This is a genomic window from Bradyrhizobium sp. (genome assembly GCF_047605465.1).
Lineage (GTDB): Bacteria > Pseudomonadota > Alphaproteobacteria > Rhizobiales > Xanthobacteraceae > Bradyrhizobium.
In genome coordinates, this window is sequence record NZ_JASGFS010000001.1 from 47,900 (window position 1) to 64,998 (window position 17,099).

Annotated in this window: 16 protein-coding genes; 11 read left to right on the forward strand and 5 right to left on the reverse strand. The window is 64.2% G+C overall.

Annotated elements, in window-relative coordinates:
* Together QM712_RS00255 and QM712_RS00260 are read right to left on the reverse strand one after the other, a co-directional pair.
* Positions 1–1,374, reverse strand: coding sequence for a hypothetical protein (locus QM712_RS00255; RefSeq protein WP_415021009.1), 1,374 nt, complete (start codon positions 1,372–1,374; stop codon positions 1–3).
* Between the two features lie 96 nt (positions 1,375–1,470).
* A complete protein-coding gene (locus QM712_RS00260; RefSeq protein ID WP_415021344.1) occupies positions 1,471–2,655 on the reverse strand; it encodes an allantoate amidohydrolase in 1,185 nt (394 codons plus the stop codon).
* On the opposite strand from QM712_RS00260, the gene QM712_RS00265 reads away from it, so the two are divergent.
* The 7 genes from QM712_RS00265 (at position 2,548) to QM712_RS00295 (ending at position 9,010) form a co-directional block, all read left to right on the forward strand.
* Complete coding sequence (locus QM712_RS00265) at positions 2,548–2,847, forward strand: hypothetical protein (RefSeq protein WP_415021355.1); 300 nt, start codon at positions 2,548–2,550, stop codon at positions 2,845–2,847. The two genes, QM712_RS00260 and QM712_RS00265, sit on opposite strands and share 108 nt — an antisense overlap.
* A 290-nt stretch (positions 2,848–3,137) precedes the next feature.
* On the forward strand, positions 3,138–4,250 hold the full coding sequence (locus QM712_RS00270) for a BMP family ABC transporter substrate-binding protein (protein ID WP_415021010.1): 1,113 nt from the start codon (positions 3,138–3,140) through the stop codon (positions 4,248–4,250).
* Complete coding sequence (locus QM712_RS00275) at positions 4,247–5,359, forward strand: ABC transporter permease (protein ID WP_415021011.1); 1,113 nt, start codon at positions 4,247–4,249, stop codon at positions 5,357–5,359. The genes QM712_RS00270 and QM712_RS00275 overlap by 4 nt, the downstream gene beginning before the upstream one ends.
* A gap of 1 nt (position 5,360) precedes the next feature.
* The gene (locus QM712_RS00280; RefSeq protein WP_415021012.1) at positions 5,361–6,287 is read left to right on the forward strand and encodes an ABC transporter permease; all 927 of its coding nucleotides are present in this window, start codon (positions 5,361–5,363) and stop codon (positions 6,285–6,287) included.
* 11 nt (positions 6,288–6,298) lie between these two features.
* Positions 6,299–6,982 carry a cysteine hydrolase family protein gene (locus QM712_RS00285; RefSeq protein WP_415021013.1) on the forward strand — a complete coding sequence of 228 codons (684 nt, stop codon included), beginning with the start codon at positions 6,299–6,301 and terminating at the stop codon, positions 6,980–6,982.
* A complete protein-coding gene (locus QM712_RS00290) occupies positions 6,979–8,511 on the forward strand; it encodes an ABC transporter ATP-binding protein (RefSeq protein WP_415021014.1) in 1,533 nt (510 codons plus the stop codon). The genes QM712_RS00285 and QM712_RS00290 overlap by 4 nt, the downstream gene beginning before the upstream one ends.
* 13 nt (positions 8,512–8,524) lie before the next feature.
* Positions 8,525–9,010, forward strand: a complete 486-nt coding sequence (locus QM712_RS00295) for a nucleoside deaminase (RefSeq protein ID WP_415021015.1) — start codon at positions 8,525–8,527, stop codon at positions 9,008–9,010.
* Between the two features lie 105 nt (positions 9,011–9,115).
* Here the strand turns inward: QM712_RS00295 and QM712_RS00300 are convergent, their stop codons facing one another.
* Positions 9,116–10,225: a hypothetical protein gene (locus QM712_RS00300; RefSeq protein WP_415021016.1), complete on the reverse strand. Its 1,110-nt coding sequence runs from the start codon at positions 10,223–10,225 to the stop codon at positions 9,116–9,118.
* Positions 10,226–10,305: 80 nt separating this feature from the next.
* The gene (locus tag QM712_RS00305) at positions 10,306–10,503 is read right to left on the reverse strand and encodes a hypothetical protein (RefSeq protein WP_415021017.1); all 198 of its coding nucleotides are present in this window, start codon (positions 10,501–10,503) and stop codon (positions 10,306–10,308) included.
* 293 nt (positions 10,504–10,796) lie between these two features.
* On the opposite strand from QM712_RS00305, the gene QM712_RS00310 reads away from it, so the two are divergent.
* The 4 genes from QM712_RS00310 to QM712_RS00325 all read left to right on the forward strand — a co-directional run bounded on the left by QM712_RS00310 (position 10,797) and on the right by QM712_RS00325 (position 15,497).
* Positions 10,797–12,368, forward strand: coding sequence for an ABC transporter ATP-binding protein (locus QM712_RS00310; RefSeq protein WP_415021018.1), 1,572 nt, complete (start codon positions 10,797–10,799; stop codon positions 12,366–12,368).
* Positions 12,352–13,443, forward strand: a complete 1,092-nt coding sequence (locus QM712_RS00315; protein ID WP_415021019.1) for an ABC transporter permease — start codon at positions 12,352–12,354, stop codon at positions 13,441–13,443. Before QM712_RS00310 ends, QM712_RS00315 begins: the two co-directional genes overlap by 17 nt.
* A complete protein-coding gene (locus QM712_RS00320) occupies positions 13,430–14,347 on the forward strand; it encodes an ABC transporter permease (RefSeq protein ID WP_415021020.1) in 918 nt (305 codons plus the stop codon). The genes QM712_RS00315 and QM712_RS00320 overlap by 14 nt, the downstream gene beginning before the upstream one ends.
* 73 nt (positions 14,348–14,420) lie before the next feature.
* Entirely contained in the window at positions 14,421–15,497 is a 1,077-nt protein-coding gene (locus QM712_RS00325) for a BMP family ABC transporter substrate-binding protein (RefSeq protein ID WP_415021021.1), read from the forward strand.
* A 117-nt stretch (positions 15,498–15,614) separates the two neighbouring features.
* On the opposite strand, the gene QM712_RS00330 is transcribed toward QM712_RS00325, so the two are convergent.
* Positions 15,615–16,964, reverse strand: coding sequence for an 8-oxoguanine deaminase (locus tag QM712_RS00330; protein WP_415021022.1), 1,350 nt, complete (start codon positions 16,962–16,964; stop codon positions 15,615–15,617).
* Positions 16,965–17,099: the final 135 nt, after the last annotated feature.

The following is a 17,099-nucleotide window of genomic DNA, read 5'->3' on the forward strand; positions in this document are numbered from 1 at the left end:
TCACTCGTTCCAGTGGAGCAAGGGCGTTCCGAACGCCCTGCTCCAGACCGACAGGAAGCGCGGAAACCAGGAGTGAGCCACGGCGCCCTTGTAAGCCCAGGTGCGATACTTCAGCCCCTGCTCCGAGATGAGCTCCTGGTATCCGCCGTGAACCTCGGTCGCGGTGCGAATGTCCTTCAGAATTCCCTGGGCGCAGGCACGGTAGGTGTCACCCCCGGTGAATTCGTCATAGTCCAGCATGCGATCGGCAAATTCGACGTTGAAGGTCGGCCAGGAGGAGCGCCCCTGATAGGCGGGGGCCGCGATCTTGTGGATCATCTTGTTTCGCGGATTGTCGGCCGACACCAGGAAGTGGAACGTACTGGGGATGCGAAAGCGCGGCTCGGCGATGATCAGATCGGCGGTCGCCGCAAACAACGCGCGCTCGCTCTCTTCGCTCATGTCCCAAAATCCGCGGTGCACGCCGACGAAATCCAGCGCGACCGACGACACCGGCGAGCCGGACCGTCCGTCCAGGGAGTGCCTGATGTAGCCGTCCTTTCCGAACAGGCGGAGCAGGTCTTTCTTGTACTGCGCGAGGTCGCGTCCCATCAGCCGCTTCAGCTCGCTCTCCTCCACGACGCCGAGCTGAACACCCCACATGAACGTCGTGTAGACGCAGGCATTGGTGACGAAACGCCTCCGCTCCGCACGGGTGTCCGTCGCAGCGGAGCGCGGCGCGCGGGCATCACAGAGCAGATACCTGACGCCGCCATCGTCGAACGGCTCCAGCTCGCTTGCGAGCTGCAGGATCGCCCGCTTCAGGTCGACACCGTACTCGGCCAGCAACAGACGGCCGGCATGCGCACATTGTGACATCGCCAGATAGGATGACGCCCGCTCCTCGGCGGAGATCATCTGCTGGAGGCCGGCTAGGATGCCGAGCAGCGTATCCGACGGCCGCGAGAAATAGTTCACGCCAAGATACCGGCCGCGCCCCGCCGGGACGATCGTCGTCGTGACGACGTCCGCACGCACCGCTTCGAGCAGCAGACGCACGCTCTTTTCGAGCAGGCGCACCCGCCGAACCGCGTCCTGCGAATCCATGATGGTCGCGGGATCGAGCACGTCGGGATAGAACCAGGCGAAGTCGCGCGGGTAATAGGCGGAAGCGTGCGGCGCCCCCGTGACGAGAAAGGCCTCGGTCACTGAAAAGGCACTGTCCACCGAGTGTCGGTAGAGGTCCTCGATGGCCGAGGACGAATGATGTGACTTCCTCAGGAACCGATCACCGAGGAAATTCACCGCCTGAAGCGCGTTGGCCACGAAGGTCGCGGCCAGGCCCCGGTAGAACCGGTTCTCGCGATGGGATGGCAAGGAAATATCGCTGTTCATATGCGTCGAATGATGTCTCGTGATCCCGGCGGTGTCCGGCGGCCATTCTAGACCTGCCTGATTCGTGTCTCTACCCGGTGACTTGCGGGAGTGGGCCTACCCCTCCCGGGGCCTGAAATTCTCGACGACGCGGAGCAGCACCCGGGCGCCCGCGTCGGCATCAGCAAGCGTTACGTGCTCGTCCGGATGATGGCTGACGCCGCCCCGGCAGCGGACGAAGATCATGCCGACATCCGCGACATCGATCATGGCCATGCCGTCGTGCCCCGCACCGCTCGGCAGTTCGAATACCGGAAGACCTTCTGTCCGGATTGCCAGCCCGATCTGATCCTTCAGCCATGGCGCGCAAGGCACCGTGCGGTTCTCGTGGGTGACATCGAGCTGGAGCGCCAGTTGCCGGCGCTTCGCGATCGCTTCGATCTGCCTGACGACGTCGGCGACGGCACGCTTGCGGTGCATGTCGGTCGGCGCGCGCATGTCGATGGTGAAGGACACCTCACCCGGGATGACATTGGTCGCACCGGGCCTCGCCTGGATGTAGCCGACAGTACCGACCAGCCCAGCCTGATCGGTGCGGCAAAACTGCTCGATCGCCCCGATGCATTCGGCCGCCCCGGCGAGTGCGTCACGGCGTAGCGCCATCGGAACGGTGCCGGCATGGCCGGCCATGCCGCTCAGCCGCGCGGCGAGCCGGGTCGCTCCCGCGATTGCGGTGACCGCCCCGACGGGCAGGTCTTGCGCCTCGAGCACCGGCCCCTGCTCGATGTGCAGTTCGAGATAGGCCAGCAACTCGCGCCGGGCCCGCGCCGCCGCGCCGATATGATCGGGGTCGAGCCCGAACTGCACGAGCGCATCGCGCATCGACACGCCATCGCGATCCCGTGTGTTCAGAAGACTTTCGTCGAAGGTGCCGGCCACGGCGCGGCTGCCGAGCAGCGTCGATGCGAAGCGCACGCCCTCCTCGTCGGCAAAGCCGACGACCTCGATCGCAAATGGCAAGCGCCGGCCGCGACGGTTGAGATCCGCGACACAGGCAATCGCGGTGATCACACCCAACGGCCCGTCCCACTTGCCGGCGTCGCGCACGGTATCGTAATGCGAGCCGAGCATCAGGCAGGGCAGCCCCGGTCGCTCGCCTTCGTAGCGGCCGCAGACATTGCCGATCGCATCAAGATGGGCACTCATGCCGGCCTCGCGCATCCAGCCGAGGATAAGGTCGGACGCGGCGCGAAGCTCCTTGCTGAGATAGATGCGGGTGAGCTGATCGGCTTCTTCGGAGATCGCACCAAGCTCGTTGATCCGGCGGACGATCTCTTCGCCGAGCGATGCATCCTGAACGGCGTTGTCGGCACCCATCTCGGCGAGCTTTCCATCCTCTGGGACCACGGCTCATGGCAGCCCCGTGATCGTCGATACAAGTTCAGTGCCAGCAAAATCGCGCGGCCGGCGCGCCGAAGTCAGCGGTGTCGTTAGCATGAATGTGTGTCGCGGGCAGATCGGCGGCTGTCGTCGGCGAGGCGCTCGCGTGGGCTTCGGCTGCTCAACCCAACTGCATACAACACAAATATGTTGCCTATATTTTAGCCTGCCGATTTACTCGCCAGGATTCGCAATCTCATAAATATAATTATATTTCATATAGATAAATCAAATTGCCCGTCATTTAACCACTGGCACGAACCTTGCGACATGGTGGTCCAGGCTCCGCCAAGCCGGCGCAGCCGAAAGATTTCAAGGCGGTCCACTCGCCAAGGGAGCAACCAATGGATTTTGGCAGGATTTCACGACGTCATTTGTTGCAGGGCGGCGCGGCCCTCACCCTCGGTGCCGCAGCCGGCATCCGCCCGACCTTCGCGGCCGAAACGACCATCGGCTTCATTTACGTCGGCTCGCGCGATGACTACGGCTACAATCAGGCCCATGCTCAGGGCGCGGCGGCACTGAAGAAGATCCCGGGCCTCAAGGTCGTCGAGGAAGAGAAGGTGCCGGAAACCGACGCGGTCGAGAAGACGATCGAGTCCATGATCAATCTCGACGGCGCCACCCTGCTTTTCCCGACATCGTTCGGTTACTACAATCCGCACATGATCAAGATGGCCAACAAGTACCCGAAGCTGCGCTTCGAGCACTGCGGCGGCCTGTGGACCGACAAGGACCCGAAGAACGCGGGCAGCTATTTCGGCTATATCGACGAGGCCCAGTACATCTCCGGCATCATCGCGGGCTACACGTCCAAGAGCGGCAAGATCGGCTTTGTCGCGGCAAAGCCGATCCCGCAGGTGCTGCGCAACATCAACGCCTTTGCGCTCGGCGCCAGGCTCGCCAACCCGAAGACCACGACGCAGGTGATCTTCACCGGCGACTGGTCGATGCCGGTCAAGGAAGCCGAGGCCACCAACAGCCTGATCGACCAGGGCGTTGACGTCCTCACCTGCCATGTCGACGGTCCGAAGACCATGGTCGAGAATGCCGCGCGCCGGGGTGCGTTCGTGTGCGGCTATCACACCAACCAGGCGGCACTCGCGCCGAAATCCTATCTCACCGGCGCCGAGTGGAATTGGGAAGCGCTGTATCCGAAGTTCGTGAAGATGATCGCTGCCGGCGAGAGCATTCCGAACTTCTATCGCGGCGGACTGAAGGAGGAGATCGTCAAGACCTCGCCCTACGGCGATGCCGTCTCCGCCGAGGCGCGCAAGCACGCCGACGACATCAAGGCCAAGTTCCTGTCGGAGGAAGGCTACGCCATCTTCAAGGGCGGCCTCGTCGACAACAAGGGCAAGACGGTCATCGCGGCCGGTACCGATCGCGGCCAGAAGGATCCCGAGCTCGAAAAGATGGACTATCTCGTCGAAGGCGTGATCGGAGCGACTTCGTGACGGCGGAAACGGCGGATTCCGCGGAGGCGGTCGGAGCAATTGCCCCGGCCGCCGATCCCGGGTTTCTCCAGCGCCACGGCGGCACGATCGAATATGTGCTGATCCCGGGCGCGGCGCTCGCCGGCGCGCTCGTGGTCTTCGGCATCTTCGTCATGCTGTTCGGCAAGAATCCGCTCGACCTCTATTTCTACATGTACCAGGGCGCCTTCGGCACCTGGTTCTCCTGGCAGAACACGCTGACGCGCGCTGCCCCGCTCATCCTCACCGCACTCTGCACGGCGCTTCCCGCGCAGCTGGGGATGGTCATCATCGGCGGCGAAGGCGCGCTGCTGATCGGCGCGCTGTCGGCGACCAGCGCCGCGCTGGCGCTCCAGGGACTGCCGCCGCTCGCCGTCCAGATCGCCATGGTCTGCGCCGGCGTCATCGGCGGCGGCTTGTGGATCATGCTGGCGGGCGCTTTGCGGCAGTACCGCGGCGTCAACGAGACGATCTCGAGCCTTTTGCTCGTCTACATCGCGCTCGCGGTCCTCAATCACCTCGTCGAAGGCGCCATGCGCGATCCCGCGAGCCTCAACAAGCCGTCGACGCGCGAGATCGGCGCGGTCAATATGATCGGCACCATTCCGGGCACCGACGTGCATTGGGGCCTCGTGTTCGGCCTGATCGCGGCGATCGCTGCCTACATCCTGATCTATCACACGGTGTTCGGCTTCGCCGCGCGCGTTGCCGGCGGCAACATCCGCGCCGCGAAACTCGTCGGTCTCGGCGTCAGCAAGCTCATCCTGACGATCTGCTTTCTCGCCGGCGGCGCCGCCGGTCTTGCGGGCATGGTCGAGGTCGCCGCGGTGCAGGGACGCACCAACGCCAATCTCGCCGCCGGCTATGGCTTCACTGGCATTCTGGTCGCCTTTCTCGCCCGGCAGAACCCGCTCGCGATCATTCCCGTCGCCATCCTGCTCGGCGGCATCAGCGCCAGCGGCGGCCTGCTGCAGCGGCGCCTCGGACTTCCCGATGCATCCGTGCTGGTGCTGCAGGGCATCATCTTCGTCTTCGTTCTGGCCAGCGATGCGCTCTACGGCCGCATCGGCTTCCTGAAGGGAAAATCCTGAGATGGCGGACGGATCGATCGGACTCTGGACCGTTCCCCTCGCCGTACTCGGCGGCGCCATTCGCGTGTCAACCCCGTTCCTGTTCGTGAGCCTCGGGGAATGCATCACCGAGCGCTCCGGCCGGATCAATCTTGGTCTCGAAGGCACGCTGGTCATGGGTGCGATGAGCGCCTATGGCATCTCTTACCTGACCGGCTCGCCCTGGCTCGGTGTGCTCGCCGCCGGCATCACCGGCGCCCTCCTCGGCGCGCTGCATGCCGGCATCTGCTCTCTGCCGCGCGTCAACGACGTGGCGGTCGGAATCGCGCTGATGCTGTTCGGCACCGGCCTTGCCTTCTATCTCGGCAAGCCACTGATCGAGCCCACCGCGCCGCGACTGCCCGCCATCGATTTCGGCTGGTGGAGCGACATCCCGCAAGTCCGCGCCGCGTTGCGCGTCAACGTGCTCTTCCTGATCGGCGTCGCGCTCGCGCCGATCCTCTATTGGGCCTTCCGCACCACGCGCTGGGGCCTCCTGATCCGCACCGCCGGCGAAAGCTCGGACGCCGCGCGCGCCATGGGCCACTCCGTTCTGCTGATCCGTTTGCGCGCGACCATGGTCGGCGGCTTCCTCGCCGGTGTCGGCGGCTCTTTCCTGTCGCTGTTCTATCCGGGCAGCTGGAACGAGGGCCTGTCCTCCGGACAGGGCATCACCGCGGTGGCGCTGGTGATCTTCGCGCGCTGGGATCCCCTGCTCTGCCTCTGGGCCTCGCTCGCCTTCGGCGGCGCTGCGGCGCTGGGACCGGCGTTGCAATCGGTCGGCGTCACCTCCGGCTATCACCTCTTCAACGCCGCTCCCTACATCCTGACGCTGGCGATCATGATCATCACTTGCTCGCCGAAGCGCACGCTGACCGGGGCGCCCGCCGAATTGTCGATCACCCGCTAGAGAGCGAAATCATGCCCGAGCGCACCATCAAGTCCGAGCCCTATGCCTGGCCCTACAACGGCGATCTTCGTGCTGAGAACACGGCGCTCATCATCATCGACATGCAGACCGATTTCTGCGGGATCGGCGGCTATGTCGACAAGATGGGTTACGACCTCTCGCTGACGCGGGCGCCGATCGAGCCGATCAAGAAGCTGCTCGCGGTCATGCGGCGGCAAGGCTTCCACATCATCCACACCCGCGAGGGCCACCGCCCCGATTTGTCGGACCTTCCCGCCAACAAGCGCTGGCGATCGCGCCAGATCGGGGCCGGCATCGGCGATCCCGGCCCCTGCGGTCGCATCCTGGTGCGTGGCGAGCCCGGCTGGGACATCATTCCGGAACTCGCGCCGCTTCCGGGCGAACCGGTCATCGACAAGCCCGGCAAGGGTTCGTTCTGCGCCACCGACCTCGAACTGATCCTGCGCGTGCGCGGCATCGAGAACATCGTTCTGACCGGAATCACCACCGACGTCTGCGTTCACACCACCATGCGCGAGGCCAACGACCGCGGCTTCGAATGCGTCCTGCTGCACGATTGCTGCGGCGCGACCGACAAGAGCAATCACGACCACGCGCTGAAGATGATCAAGATGCAGGGCGGCGTGTTCGGTGCGGTCTCGACCTCCGATGCCTTCATCGGAGCGATCTCGTGATCATCGGCGAAATACCTCCGCCGAGCGGAGCTTTCGGTGTCGATGCGCTCGCCATGACCATGCGCTTCGGCGATTTCCTGGCGTTGGACAATGTCGAGCTCAAAGTGCGCCCCGGCTCATTCCACGCGCTGCTCGGCGAGAACGGTGCCGGCAAGTCGACGCTCGTCAAGTGCATCATGGGGTACTACCACCCGACCGAGGGCGAGGTCATGGTCGGCGGACGACAGCAAGCGATCGGCAATCCGAAGGACGCCCATGCGCTCGGCCTCGGCATGGTCTACCAGCACTTCACGCTGGTGTCGGCCATGACGGTCGCCGAGAACCTCGTGCTGGCACGCGACGATGTGCCCGCAATGGTCGACTGGTCCAGGGAGAAGAAGGAGCTCGAAGCGTTTCTCGCGCGGATGCCGTTCAAGGTACCGCTCGATGCCAGGGTCTCGGACATCTCGGCCGGTGAGCGGCAGAAATGCGAAATCCTCAAGCAGCTCTACCTGAAGCGCCGCTTCCTGATCCTGGACGAGCCGACCTCGGTGCTGACGCCGGCGGAGGCCGACGAGGTGCTCGGCATGCTCCGAGACATGGTGGTCAGGGGCGAGCTGACGATCCTGATGATCACGCACAAGTTCCGCGAAGTCATGGCCTTCGCCGATGAAGTCACCATCCTGCGCCGCGGCAAGCTCGCCGGTGCCGGCAAGGTCGCCGAGCTGACGCCGGATGCGATGGCCCGCACCATGATCGGCGCCGAGGAGTTGACCGTGCAGCCGGCGCGCACCGGCGACGCCGGCAAGGCCCGGCTGGAGCTGGACAAGATCCGCGCCCTCGATGATGCCGGCGCACTCGCGGTGCACGATGTCTCGCTCACGATCCGCGCCGGCGAGATCGTCGGCATCGCCGGCGTCTCTGGCAACGGCCAACGCCAGCTTGTCGAGGTTCTGGCCGGCCAGCGCGACGCCGAGCGTGGCCAGATCCGCGTCGCGGGTGCTCTTTATCACGCGAGCCGCGAGGAAATGCGCCGGCACAGGATGTCGATCCTGCCGGAGGAGCCGCTGAAGAACGCGTGCGTCGGCGGCATGAGCGTCGCCGACAACATCGCCTTTCGCGAGTTCGATCGCGCGCCCTTCGCCAGCGGCGGCTGGTGGCTTAACCGCGGCGCCTTCCGCGACGACGCCGGGAAGAAGATTTCCCAATACAAGATCAAGACTCGTACGCCGGAGACGCCGATCTCGGCGCTATCGGGCGGCAACGTGCAGCGCGCCGTGCTTGCGCGGGAGCTGGGCAAGGACGTCGAGGTGCTGATCGCGGCCAACCCCTGCTTCGGTCTCGATTTCGCGGCGGTGGCGCAGATCCACGCCGAGATCATGGCGGCGCGCAATCGCGGTGCCGCGGTGCTCCTGGTCAGCGAGGATCTCGACGAATTGCTCGAACTTTCCGACCGGTTGGTGGTGATGTTCCACGGCGAATTCGTTTATGAAGCACGAACCAGCGACGCCGATCTCACCGAGGTCGGTCGGCACATGGCGGGTCACTGACGGCGGAGGAGCGATGAGCGGCGCAGGCGAACGCGACGAACACTTTCTGCGCCTGTCCTTCGCCATCGCCCGCCGATCCCTCACCCATGCCAACCACCCCTTCGGCTGCGTCGTCGTCGATACGGCCGGCAAGGTGCTCATCGAGGCCGAGAACGGCTACATGCCGGATCGCGACGGCACCGCGCATGCCGAGCGCCTGGCGGCCACCCAGGCCTGCCGCACACTGAGCGGCGAGGTGCTGGCCAAGGCCACTCTCTATTCCTCGGCGGAGCCCTGCGCGATGTGCGCGGGCGCGATCTACTGGGCCGGCATCGGCCGTGTTGTCTACGGTCTCAGCGAACACCGCCTGCGGGCTATCACCGGCAACCACCCGGAAAACCCGACGCTCGACCTGCCATGCAGGGATGTGTTTGCCAGCGGTCAACGGCCGACCGAGGTCCTGGGGCCATTTCTTGAGGATGAGGCCGCGGCGCTGCATGACGGCGCCTGGGCGAAGTAGCCGCCAGCTCGAATTCCATTGCGCCCCATCTCGTCTAAAAGAAAGTAGCGCCGCGCGGAGGTTCAGCGCGGCGCTACCTTCACTCACCTGGAGACCATCAGGTGATTAGAACTTGACCGTGATGCCGGAGTAGAGCGAGGACTCGGTGCAGGCTCCGCTCGGCCGGGTGACGCCGCCCACCGTGGCAGAGCAGGCCACCGACGGCGCATTGTGATCGAGACCGAACTTGTTCTGCCAATACCGATAAGCGACCCAGACGTCGACGAAATGAGAATACTTGTCGCCCCAGACGGCTTTCGACGCGTCGAAGGTCAATCGGATCGGCTCGGAGTTCAGCTCGATCGCGGTGTTGAACACGTTGTTGCCCGGATTGTACGGAAGGGGTTCGGTGTCGGTGCCCTTCTTGCCATACCAGCCTGCGCGACCGCTGATCGAGAAGTACTGCATATTCTGCGGCAGGAAGCCGAGGTCCATGTAGTAGTTGATCTCGACAGCCCAGGTTGGCTTGTAAGACGTATTGCCGTCCTGAAGGCAGGTCACGCCAGGGGTGCCCGGACCGAACAATCCACACTGGCTGAACGAATTGTGGTTGTAGAATTCCCAGTACATCAAGGGCGCGACGTTGACGTAGCCCTTGTAGGGAAGATCGAACGCGAACTGCAGACCGGCGACCACATCACGCTTGGCTGCGCCGAAATATCGGTTCTCGGTATTGGCATCCATGCCGACTTCGAACGAGATATTGTGCAGCGGCCCCATCGTGAAGGCCTTCGTGTTGAAGAGTTCGTTCCAGCCGAAGGTGGAGCGGAACAGGCCGTAGATCTCCGTCGCGCCCGCGCATGTTGCCGAAGCGCCGGTGATCGTCACGCCCGCATTCGTGCATGGGCCGGCCGGATCATTATGATCCGACTTGAACATCGAGATCGTGAAAAAGTTGGTGCCGTAGCCCCAGAGATCGAAGTGAGTGAAGGAGTAGACCTGCTTCGTCGTCTTGCTGTTCACCGTGCCGTCCGGCTTCAGCGACCACATGCCGGGTTGGGAGGCGTCGAAGATGTACGAGTAGGTGACGCGGTTGTCGATCACCAGGAAGAACGGAAGATCCGGAGCTTTCTTGGCGGCCTTGACCGGCAGGTCCGCAGCGTGAGTCACGCCGCCGGCGGCGAACGTAGCAAGTGACAGCGCCGCTGCTGCAATTGCCGTGAAGCGAAACGACATCCTCATTCCCCCAAGTTTGGACACGTAAAAATGAACGCCTTGGGTGCGACACTTGCGCCGATATCCTGGAGTGAGAAGCCTCAACTTTTTCCAAGGCATGCCGCATCTTTCGGCAGAAAGCTGCGTTTCGCCGCGCAATTTGGAGGGTTTTCGCAGCTTCGTTTCCGCTTGCGGGCAACGACGCGATGCGAATGCTTGCCGGACATTCCCGTTTGATTTTGTTTGGCTTTTGCATCGGCGGCACAACGGACCGCGCGATTGCCGGCAACGATCGCCATGACCTCGCGAAAATGCATACGCGCCGTGGCGCGAGATTGCACAACTTTACGTCGAGTGTGCCTAGCGGGTTCCGATTTCGCTTTGACCGTCACAAATTTGCAACAACGATCATTGGTCGAGAGCGACCTCAGTTGCGGCGTGAGGAGCGCTCGCCTCCCGAACGCAGCGGCACAACAAGCGACCGCCGCCCTGCCGAAGCGTTGAGCAAGGGATGACGCTTTTTCGCTACTTACGCCGCGGTTCAAACTAGCTCACTATTGAGGCAACCCATCCCACGCAAGCGCATCAGCGAATGTCAGATTCGACGCCTAACGGCCTGCATTCCGGCGAGCCCCCGCTGCTTCAAGCGCTCGGGCTCACCAAACGTTACGGTGATTTCCTCGCCAACGATTCCATCGACATCGACATCTGGCCGAAAGAGATCCACGCGCTGCTGGGCGAGAACGGTGCCGGAAAATCGACGCTGGTGAAGGCGATCTACGGGCTGATCCAGCCCAGCGGCGGCGAGATCCGCTGGCAGGGCACGCCGATCGTGCTGACCGGTCCATCGGAGGCACGCAGCCGAGGCATCGGCATGGTCTTCCAGCACTTCTCGCTGTTCGACAACCTCACCGTGGCCGAGAACGTCGCGCTTGGCCTCGACGGCAAGGAGTCCTTCAAGGACATGTCGGCGCGGCTGGAGCAGGTGTCGAAGACCTATGGGCTGCCGCTCGATCCCCGGCGCGAGGTCTGGCAATTGTCGGTTGGCGAGCGCCAGCGCATCGAGATCGTCCGCGCGCTGATGCAGGATCCGAAATTCCTGATCCTGGACGAGCCCACGGCGGTCCTGACACCACAAGAGGCGGATCAACTCTTCATCGTTCTGGAGCGGCTCAAGGCCGAAGGCCGTGCCGTTCTCTACATCAGCCATAAGCTCGAGGAAGTGAAGCGCCTCTGCGACACCGCCACGATCCTGCGCGGCGGCAAGAAGGTTGATACCTGCAACCCGAGACTCGAGACCGCGGCCTCGCTCGCGCGCATGATGGTGGGTGGCGAAATCAAGGAAGTGAAGGCCGCTGCCGGCCGGCGGACCACGGTGCCGAGGCTCGTCGTCAACGACCTCTCGCTCGCCCCCGGCGAGGCACACGGCGTGCGGCTCGAGCATATCTCGTTCGAGCTCAGGGGCGGCGAGATCCTCGGCATCGCCGGTGTCGCCGGCAATGGCCAGGACGAACTGTTCGCCGCACTGTCCGGCGAGCGATTGTCGAAGGATCCCGGAACGGTGGTGATCGAGGGCATCGCGGCGGGCCACCTGTCGATCACGCAGCGCCGCAAGCTGGGCGCGGCCTTCGTGCCCGAGGAACGGCTTGGTCACGGCACCGCGCCGCGCATGAAGCTCTCGGAGAACGCGCTGCTCACCGGACATGCGGCGAGCGGCATGGTCCACCACGGCTTCATCGACACCGCGGCGACGCTGAAGACCGTCGACCGCGCGACTGAGACCTTCGATGTCCGCAAGGCCAAGCGCGATCCGGAAGCCGCGAGCTTGTCCGGCGGCAATCTGCAGAAGTTCATCGTCGGCCGCGAGATCCTGCGCGACCCGGCGGTGCTGGTGGTGAGCCAGCCGACCTGGGGCGTCGACGCCGGCGCGGCCGCCGTCATTCGGCAGGCGCTGCTCGATCTCGCCACGGCGGGTGCCGCCGTGCTCGTGACCAGCCAGGACCTCGACGAACTTGCCGAGATCGCCGACCGTATCGCGGTGATGTTCCACGGCCGCCTGTCGGCGCCGCTCGCCACCACGGACGCCACCCGTGAAAAGCTCGGCCTGTTGATGGGCGGCAGCAGCCTGGAGCCGAAGGAGGCAGCGCATGCAGTTGGTGCTTGAGAAGCGCGCCGAACGCTCCAGCACGATCGCGCTGATCTCCCCGCTGATCGCGATCGCACTCACGATCGCGACCATGACGATCCTGTTCACCATCCTTGGCAAGAATCCACTTCTGGCGCTGCACGCCTATTTCATCGCGCCTCTTACTGACGGTTATTCACTGCAGGAGATCGCGGTGAAGGCGACGCCCCTGGTCATGATCGCGATCGGGTTGTCGCTCTGTTACCTCGCCAACGCCTGGAATATCGGGGCCGAGGGACAGTTCCTGATCGGGGCGGTGGCGGGAAGCTGGATCGCGGTGAGGACGCAAGGTACCGATGCCGGCGCCTGGGTGCTGCCGGCCATGCTGCTGCTCGCAGCGCTCGCGGGCGCGCTCTATGCGCTGATCCCCGCCATCTGCAAGGTGAAGTTCGGCGCCAGCGAAATCCTGACCAGCCTGATGCTGGTCTATGTCGCCGACCTCTTCCTCGACTATCTCGTACGCGGCCCATGGCGCGATCCGCACGGCTTCAACTTCCCGACCACGGCCGAATTCGATCCGGTGGCAACGGTGCCGCTACTAATCGAAGGCGGACGGCTCCATCTCGGCTCGATCATCGCTCTGCTCGTCGTCGCGGCAGCGGCGATCCTGCTCGGGCGGACCATCAAGGGATTCGAGATTCGCGTGGTGGGCGCCGCTCCCCGCGCGGCCCGGTTCGGCGGCTTCAACGCCAATCAATTGATCATCCTGACCTTCGCGGTGTCAGGCGCACTGGCCGGCCTCGCCGGAATCATCGAGGTTGCGGGCCCGGTCGGCCATCTCCAGCCAGGCATTTCACCGGGTTACGGCTTCACCGCGATCATCGTCGCCTTTCTCGGCCGGCTGAACCCGATTGGAATATTAATTGCAGGCCTTTTTCTCGCGCTGACCTTTATCGGCGGTGAGCAGGCGCAGATCGCGATGAAGATCCCGTTGGACGTCACGAAGGTCTTCCAGGGCATCTTGCTCTTCTATGTGCTCGCCTGCGATTCCCTCATTCTCTATCGCTTCAAGCTGATCTTCCCGAACCGTCAGGTGGCCCGTGGAGCTGGTTGAAGCCATCATCCTGGCCGTGCTCGCCGCCTCGACGCCGCTGCTGATCGCGGCGACCGGCGAACTCGTGACCGAACGCTCCGGCGTCCTCAACCTCGGCGTCGAAGGCATGATGATCGTCGGCGCGGCCTGCGGCTTTGCCGGCGCGTGGCTGACCGGCTCGATCTTCATCGGCGCCATCTTCGGCATCGTGGCGGGAACGCTCATGTCGCTGATCTTTGCACTGATGGCGCTCGGGCTGGCGGTCAATCAGGTTGCGACAGGCCTCGCGCTGACGATCCTCGGGGTCGGGCTCTCGGGCCTGATCGGTGCGGGCTTCGTCGGCGAACGGATTACGCCCGCGCCGCATCTCTACATTCCGGGTCTCACGGACATTCCCCTGGTCGGCCGCGTGCTGTTTGGCGAGGATGCCTTCGTCTATTTCTCGCTGGCGCTGATCATCTGCGTCTGGTGGTTCCTCTATCGCACGCGCCCGGGATTGATCCTGCGCGCCTGCGGCGACAACCACGTCTCCGCTCATGCGCTCGGCTATCCCGTGCTGCGCATCCGCACCTTCGCCGTGATGTTCGGCGGAGCGTGCGCCGGGCTGGCCGGCGCTTATTTGCCGCTTGCCTACACGCCGTTCTTCATCCCCGGCATGACAGCAGGTCGCGGCTGGATCGCGCTGGCGCTGGTCGTGTTCTCGTCGTGGCGGCCGGGACGGCTCGTCGTCGGCGCTTATCTGTTCGGTGCGGTGACGATCCTGCAGCTGCATGCGCAGGGCTGGGGCGTCGGCATTCCCTCGCAGTTCATGTCGGCGCTGCCTTATCTCGCCACCGTGATCGTCCTTGTCCTGCTCTCCCGCGCGCGCACCGGCGGTTCGACCGCGCCGGCCGCGCTCGGCACCGTGTTCGTGCCTGATCGCTGACCTGTTTCCGTGACGTGCGCGATGGGGCGCGTACGTCACGGATCGCGGCTTCCCCTGATGTTGGAGATTGACGATGAGGAAATCTTTTCTTGCGCTGACTGCCGGGCTCTTGCTTGCCGGAAGCGTGAGTGCAGCCTCTGCCGCCGACAAGCTGAAAGTCGGCTTCATTTACCTCGGCCCGGTCGGCGATCTCGGCTGGACCTATCAGCACGAGCTTGCCCGCCAGGCGCTGGTGAAGGAACTCGGCGACAAGATCGAAACCACCTTTCTCGAAAACGTGCCCGAGGGTCCTGACGCCGAGCGCTCCATCGAACAACTCGTCCGCGCCGGCAACAAGCTGATTTTCACCACCTCGTTCGGCTACATGGATCCGACGCTGAAGGTCGCGAAGAAATATCCGAACGTGCATTTCGAGCATGCGACCGGCTACAAGCGCAATCCGAACATGTCGACCTATTCGGCGAAATGGTACCAGGGCCGCTACATCCAGGGCCTGATCGCGGCCAAGATGTCGAAGTCCGGCGTGCTCGGCTATATCGGCTCGTTCCCGATCCCGGAGGTCGTCTCCGGCATCAACGCGACGATCCTCGCGGCGCAGACCATCAACCCGAACATCAAGGTCAAGATCATCTGGGCCAACACCTGGTTCGATCCGGGCAAGGAAGCCGATGCCGCAAAGGCACTGATCGATCAGGGCGCCGACGTCATCATGCAGCACACGGATTCGCCGGCGGGCATGCAGATCGCCAGCGAACGCGGCAAGCTCGCCTTCGGCCAGGATTCCGAGATGATCAAGTTCGGTCCCAAGACCCAGCTCACCTCGATCCTCGACACCTGGGCGCCCTATTACATCGCCCGCGTCAAGGCCGAACTCGACGGCACGTGGAAGTCCGAGGATAGCTGGGGCGGCCTCGACAGCCACATGTTCGCGATGGCGCCGTACACCAATATGCCTGACGACGTGAAGAAGATCGCCGAGGATGCTCAAGCCGCGATCACCGCGGGCAAATTGCACCCGTTCAAGTGCCCGATCGTTGGGCAGGACGGCAATCCGGTGGAGTGCAAGGGCGGCGATCACCTGGACGACGGCCAGATCCTCGGCATGAATTTCTACGTCAAAGGCATCGACGACAAGCTTCCCGGCAAGTAGCACGCTTCTTGCTTAGGGAAATCTACCTGCTCCTCCTGGAGGAGGTCCCGGAGGGGGCAGCCACGAGCACCCGGCACTGGTGGTTGCCCCCTCTTTCAATGTTCCGTCCGGATCAGCTCAACCCGCATGCATCGCTCGCGCCGCCGCGCTGTGCCGGTGGATGAGTTCCCCCACGTCCAGTCCGGGGATGGCGCCGTCGACCACCGCCCATTTTCCTGCCACCATCACCCGGTCGGCCCGATGCGCGCCGCACAGCACGAGCGCGGCCAACGGGTCGCCATGGCCGGAGAAGCGCAATTCGTCGAGCCTGAACAGGGCGAGATCGGCAGCCTTGCCGACGGCGATCTCGCCGAGCTCCGGCCGGCCGACGCATGCGGCCGATCCTCTGGTGGCCCAGCGCAGCGCATCCTTGTGACTGACCTTCGTCACACCATAGCGTGCACGCTGCAGCAGAAACGCCGCGCGTACCTCCTGCATCAGGTTGGAGGCATCGTTCGAGGCCGACCCGTCGACCCCGATGCCGATGCCGACGCCGGCTTCCTCCATCTCGCATACGGGACAGCAGCCGGACGCCAGAATCTGGTTACTGCAGGCACAATGGCTGATGGTCGTTTTCGCCCGGCCGAGCCGTTTGATCTCGTCCGCATTGAAGAAGATTCCGTGCGCGAGCCAGGTCCGCGCGTCGAGCCAGCCGCACTGTTCGAGATAGTCGAGCGGGCGACAGCCGTACATCTGCTGGCAGAACCTGTTTTCGTCCTCTGTCTCGGCCAGGTGAGTGTGCAGGCGGACGTCGAGCTTGCCGGCGAGATCGGCGGTGGAACGCATCAAGGATGTCGTCACCGAGAAGGGGGAGCATGGCGCAAGCGCGATCTGCACCATCGCGTCTTCGCCGCGCTGGTGATGCTGCGCCACCACGCGCGCGCTGTCGGCGAGGATCGTGTCCTCATCCTGGACGACGCTGTCCGGCGGCAGCCCGCCGTCGCGCTGCGACAGGTTCATCGAGCCGCGCGTCAGCAACACGCGCATGCCGAGCCGCTTTGCAACTCCGACCTCGATATCGACGGACTCCTCCAGCCCGGCCGGGAATACGTAGTGATGATCCGTCGTGGTGGTGCAGCCCGACAGCAAAAGCTCGGACATCGCCACGGTAACGCCGAGCTCGAGCGATTCCGGCGTCAGCCTCGCCCACACCGGATAGAGCGCCTGCAGCCAGGGAAATAGCTCGAGGTCCATCGACGCCGGCAACGCCCGCGTCAGCGTCTGGTAGAAATGATGATGCGTGTTGATGAGGCCCGGCAGCACGACATGCTCACCGGCATCGAGCACCGTCACATCGGACGCTGTCGGCGTGCCGCCGGCCGGCACGAGCTCGCTGATCCGGCCATCCTTCACCACGATTCCGCGCTCGGCGCCGTCGGCCAGGATGGCCAGGGGATCCCTGATCCAGATCGGCTTTGCATCGCCCATGATCGTGCTTCTCCTCACATCCGCTGGCAGACGGCCTGCAAGGCAGGGGCCAGCCCGATAGCTCCGTCTCTTCGACTTGTTGTTGCGACTTGGCGCCGGTCTTGCAAGACTTTCCCGCAGAACAATGCATTCGCT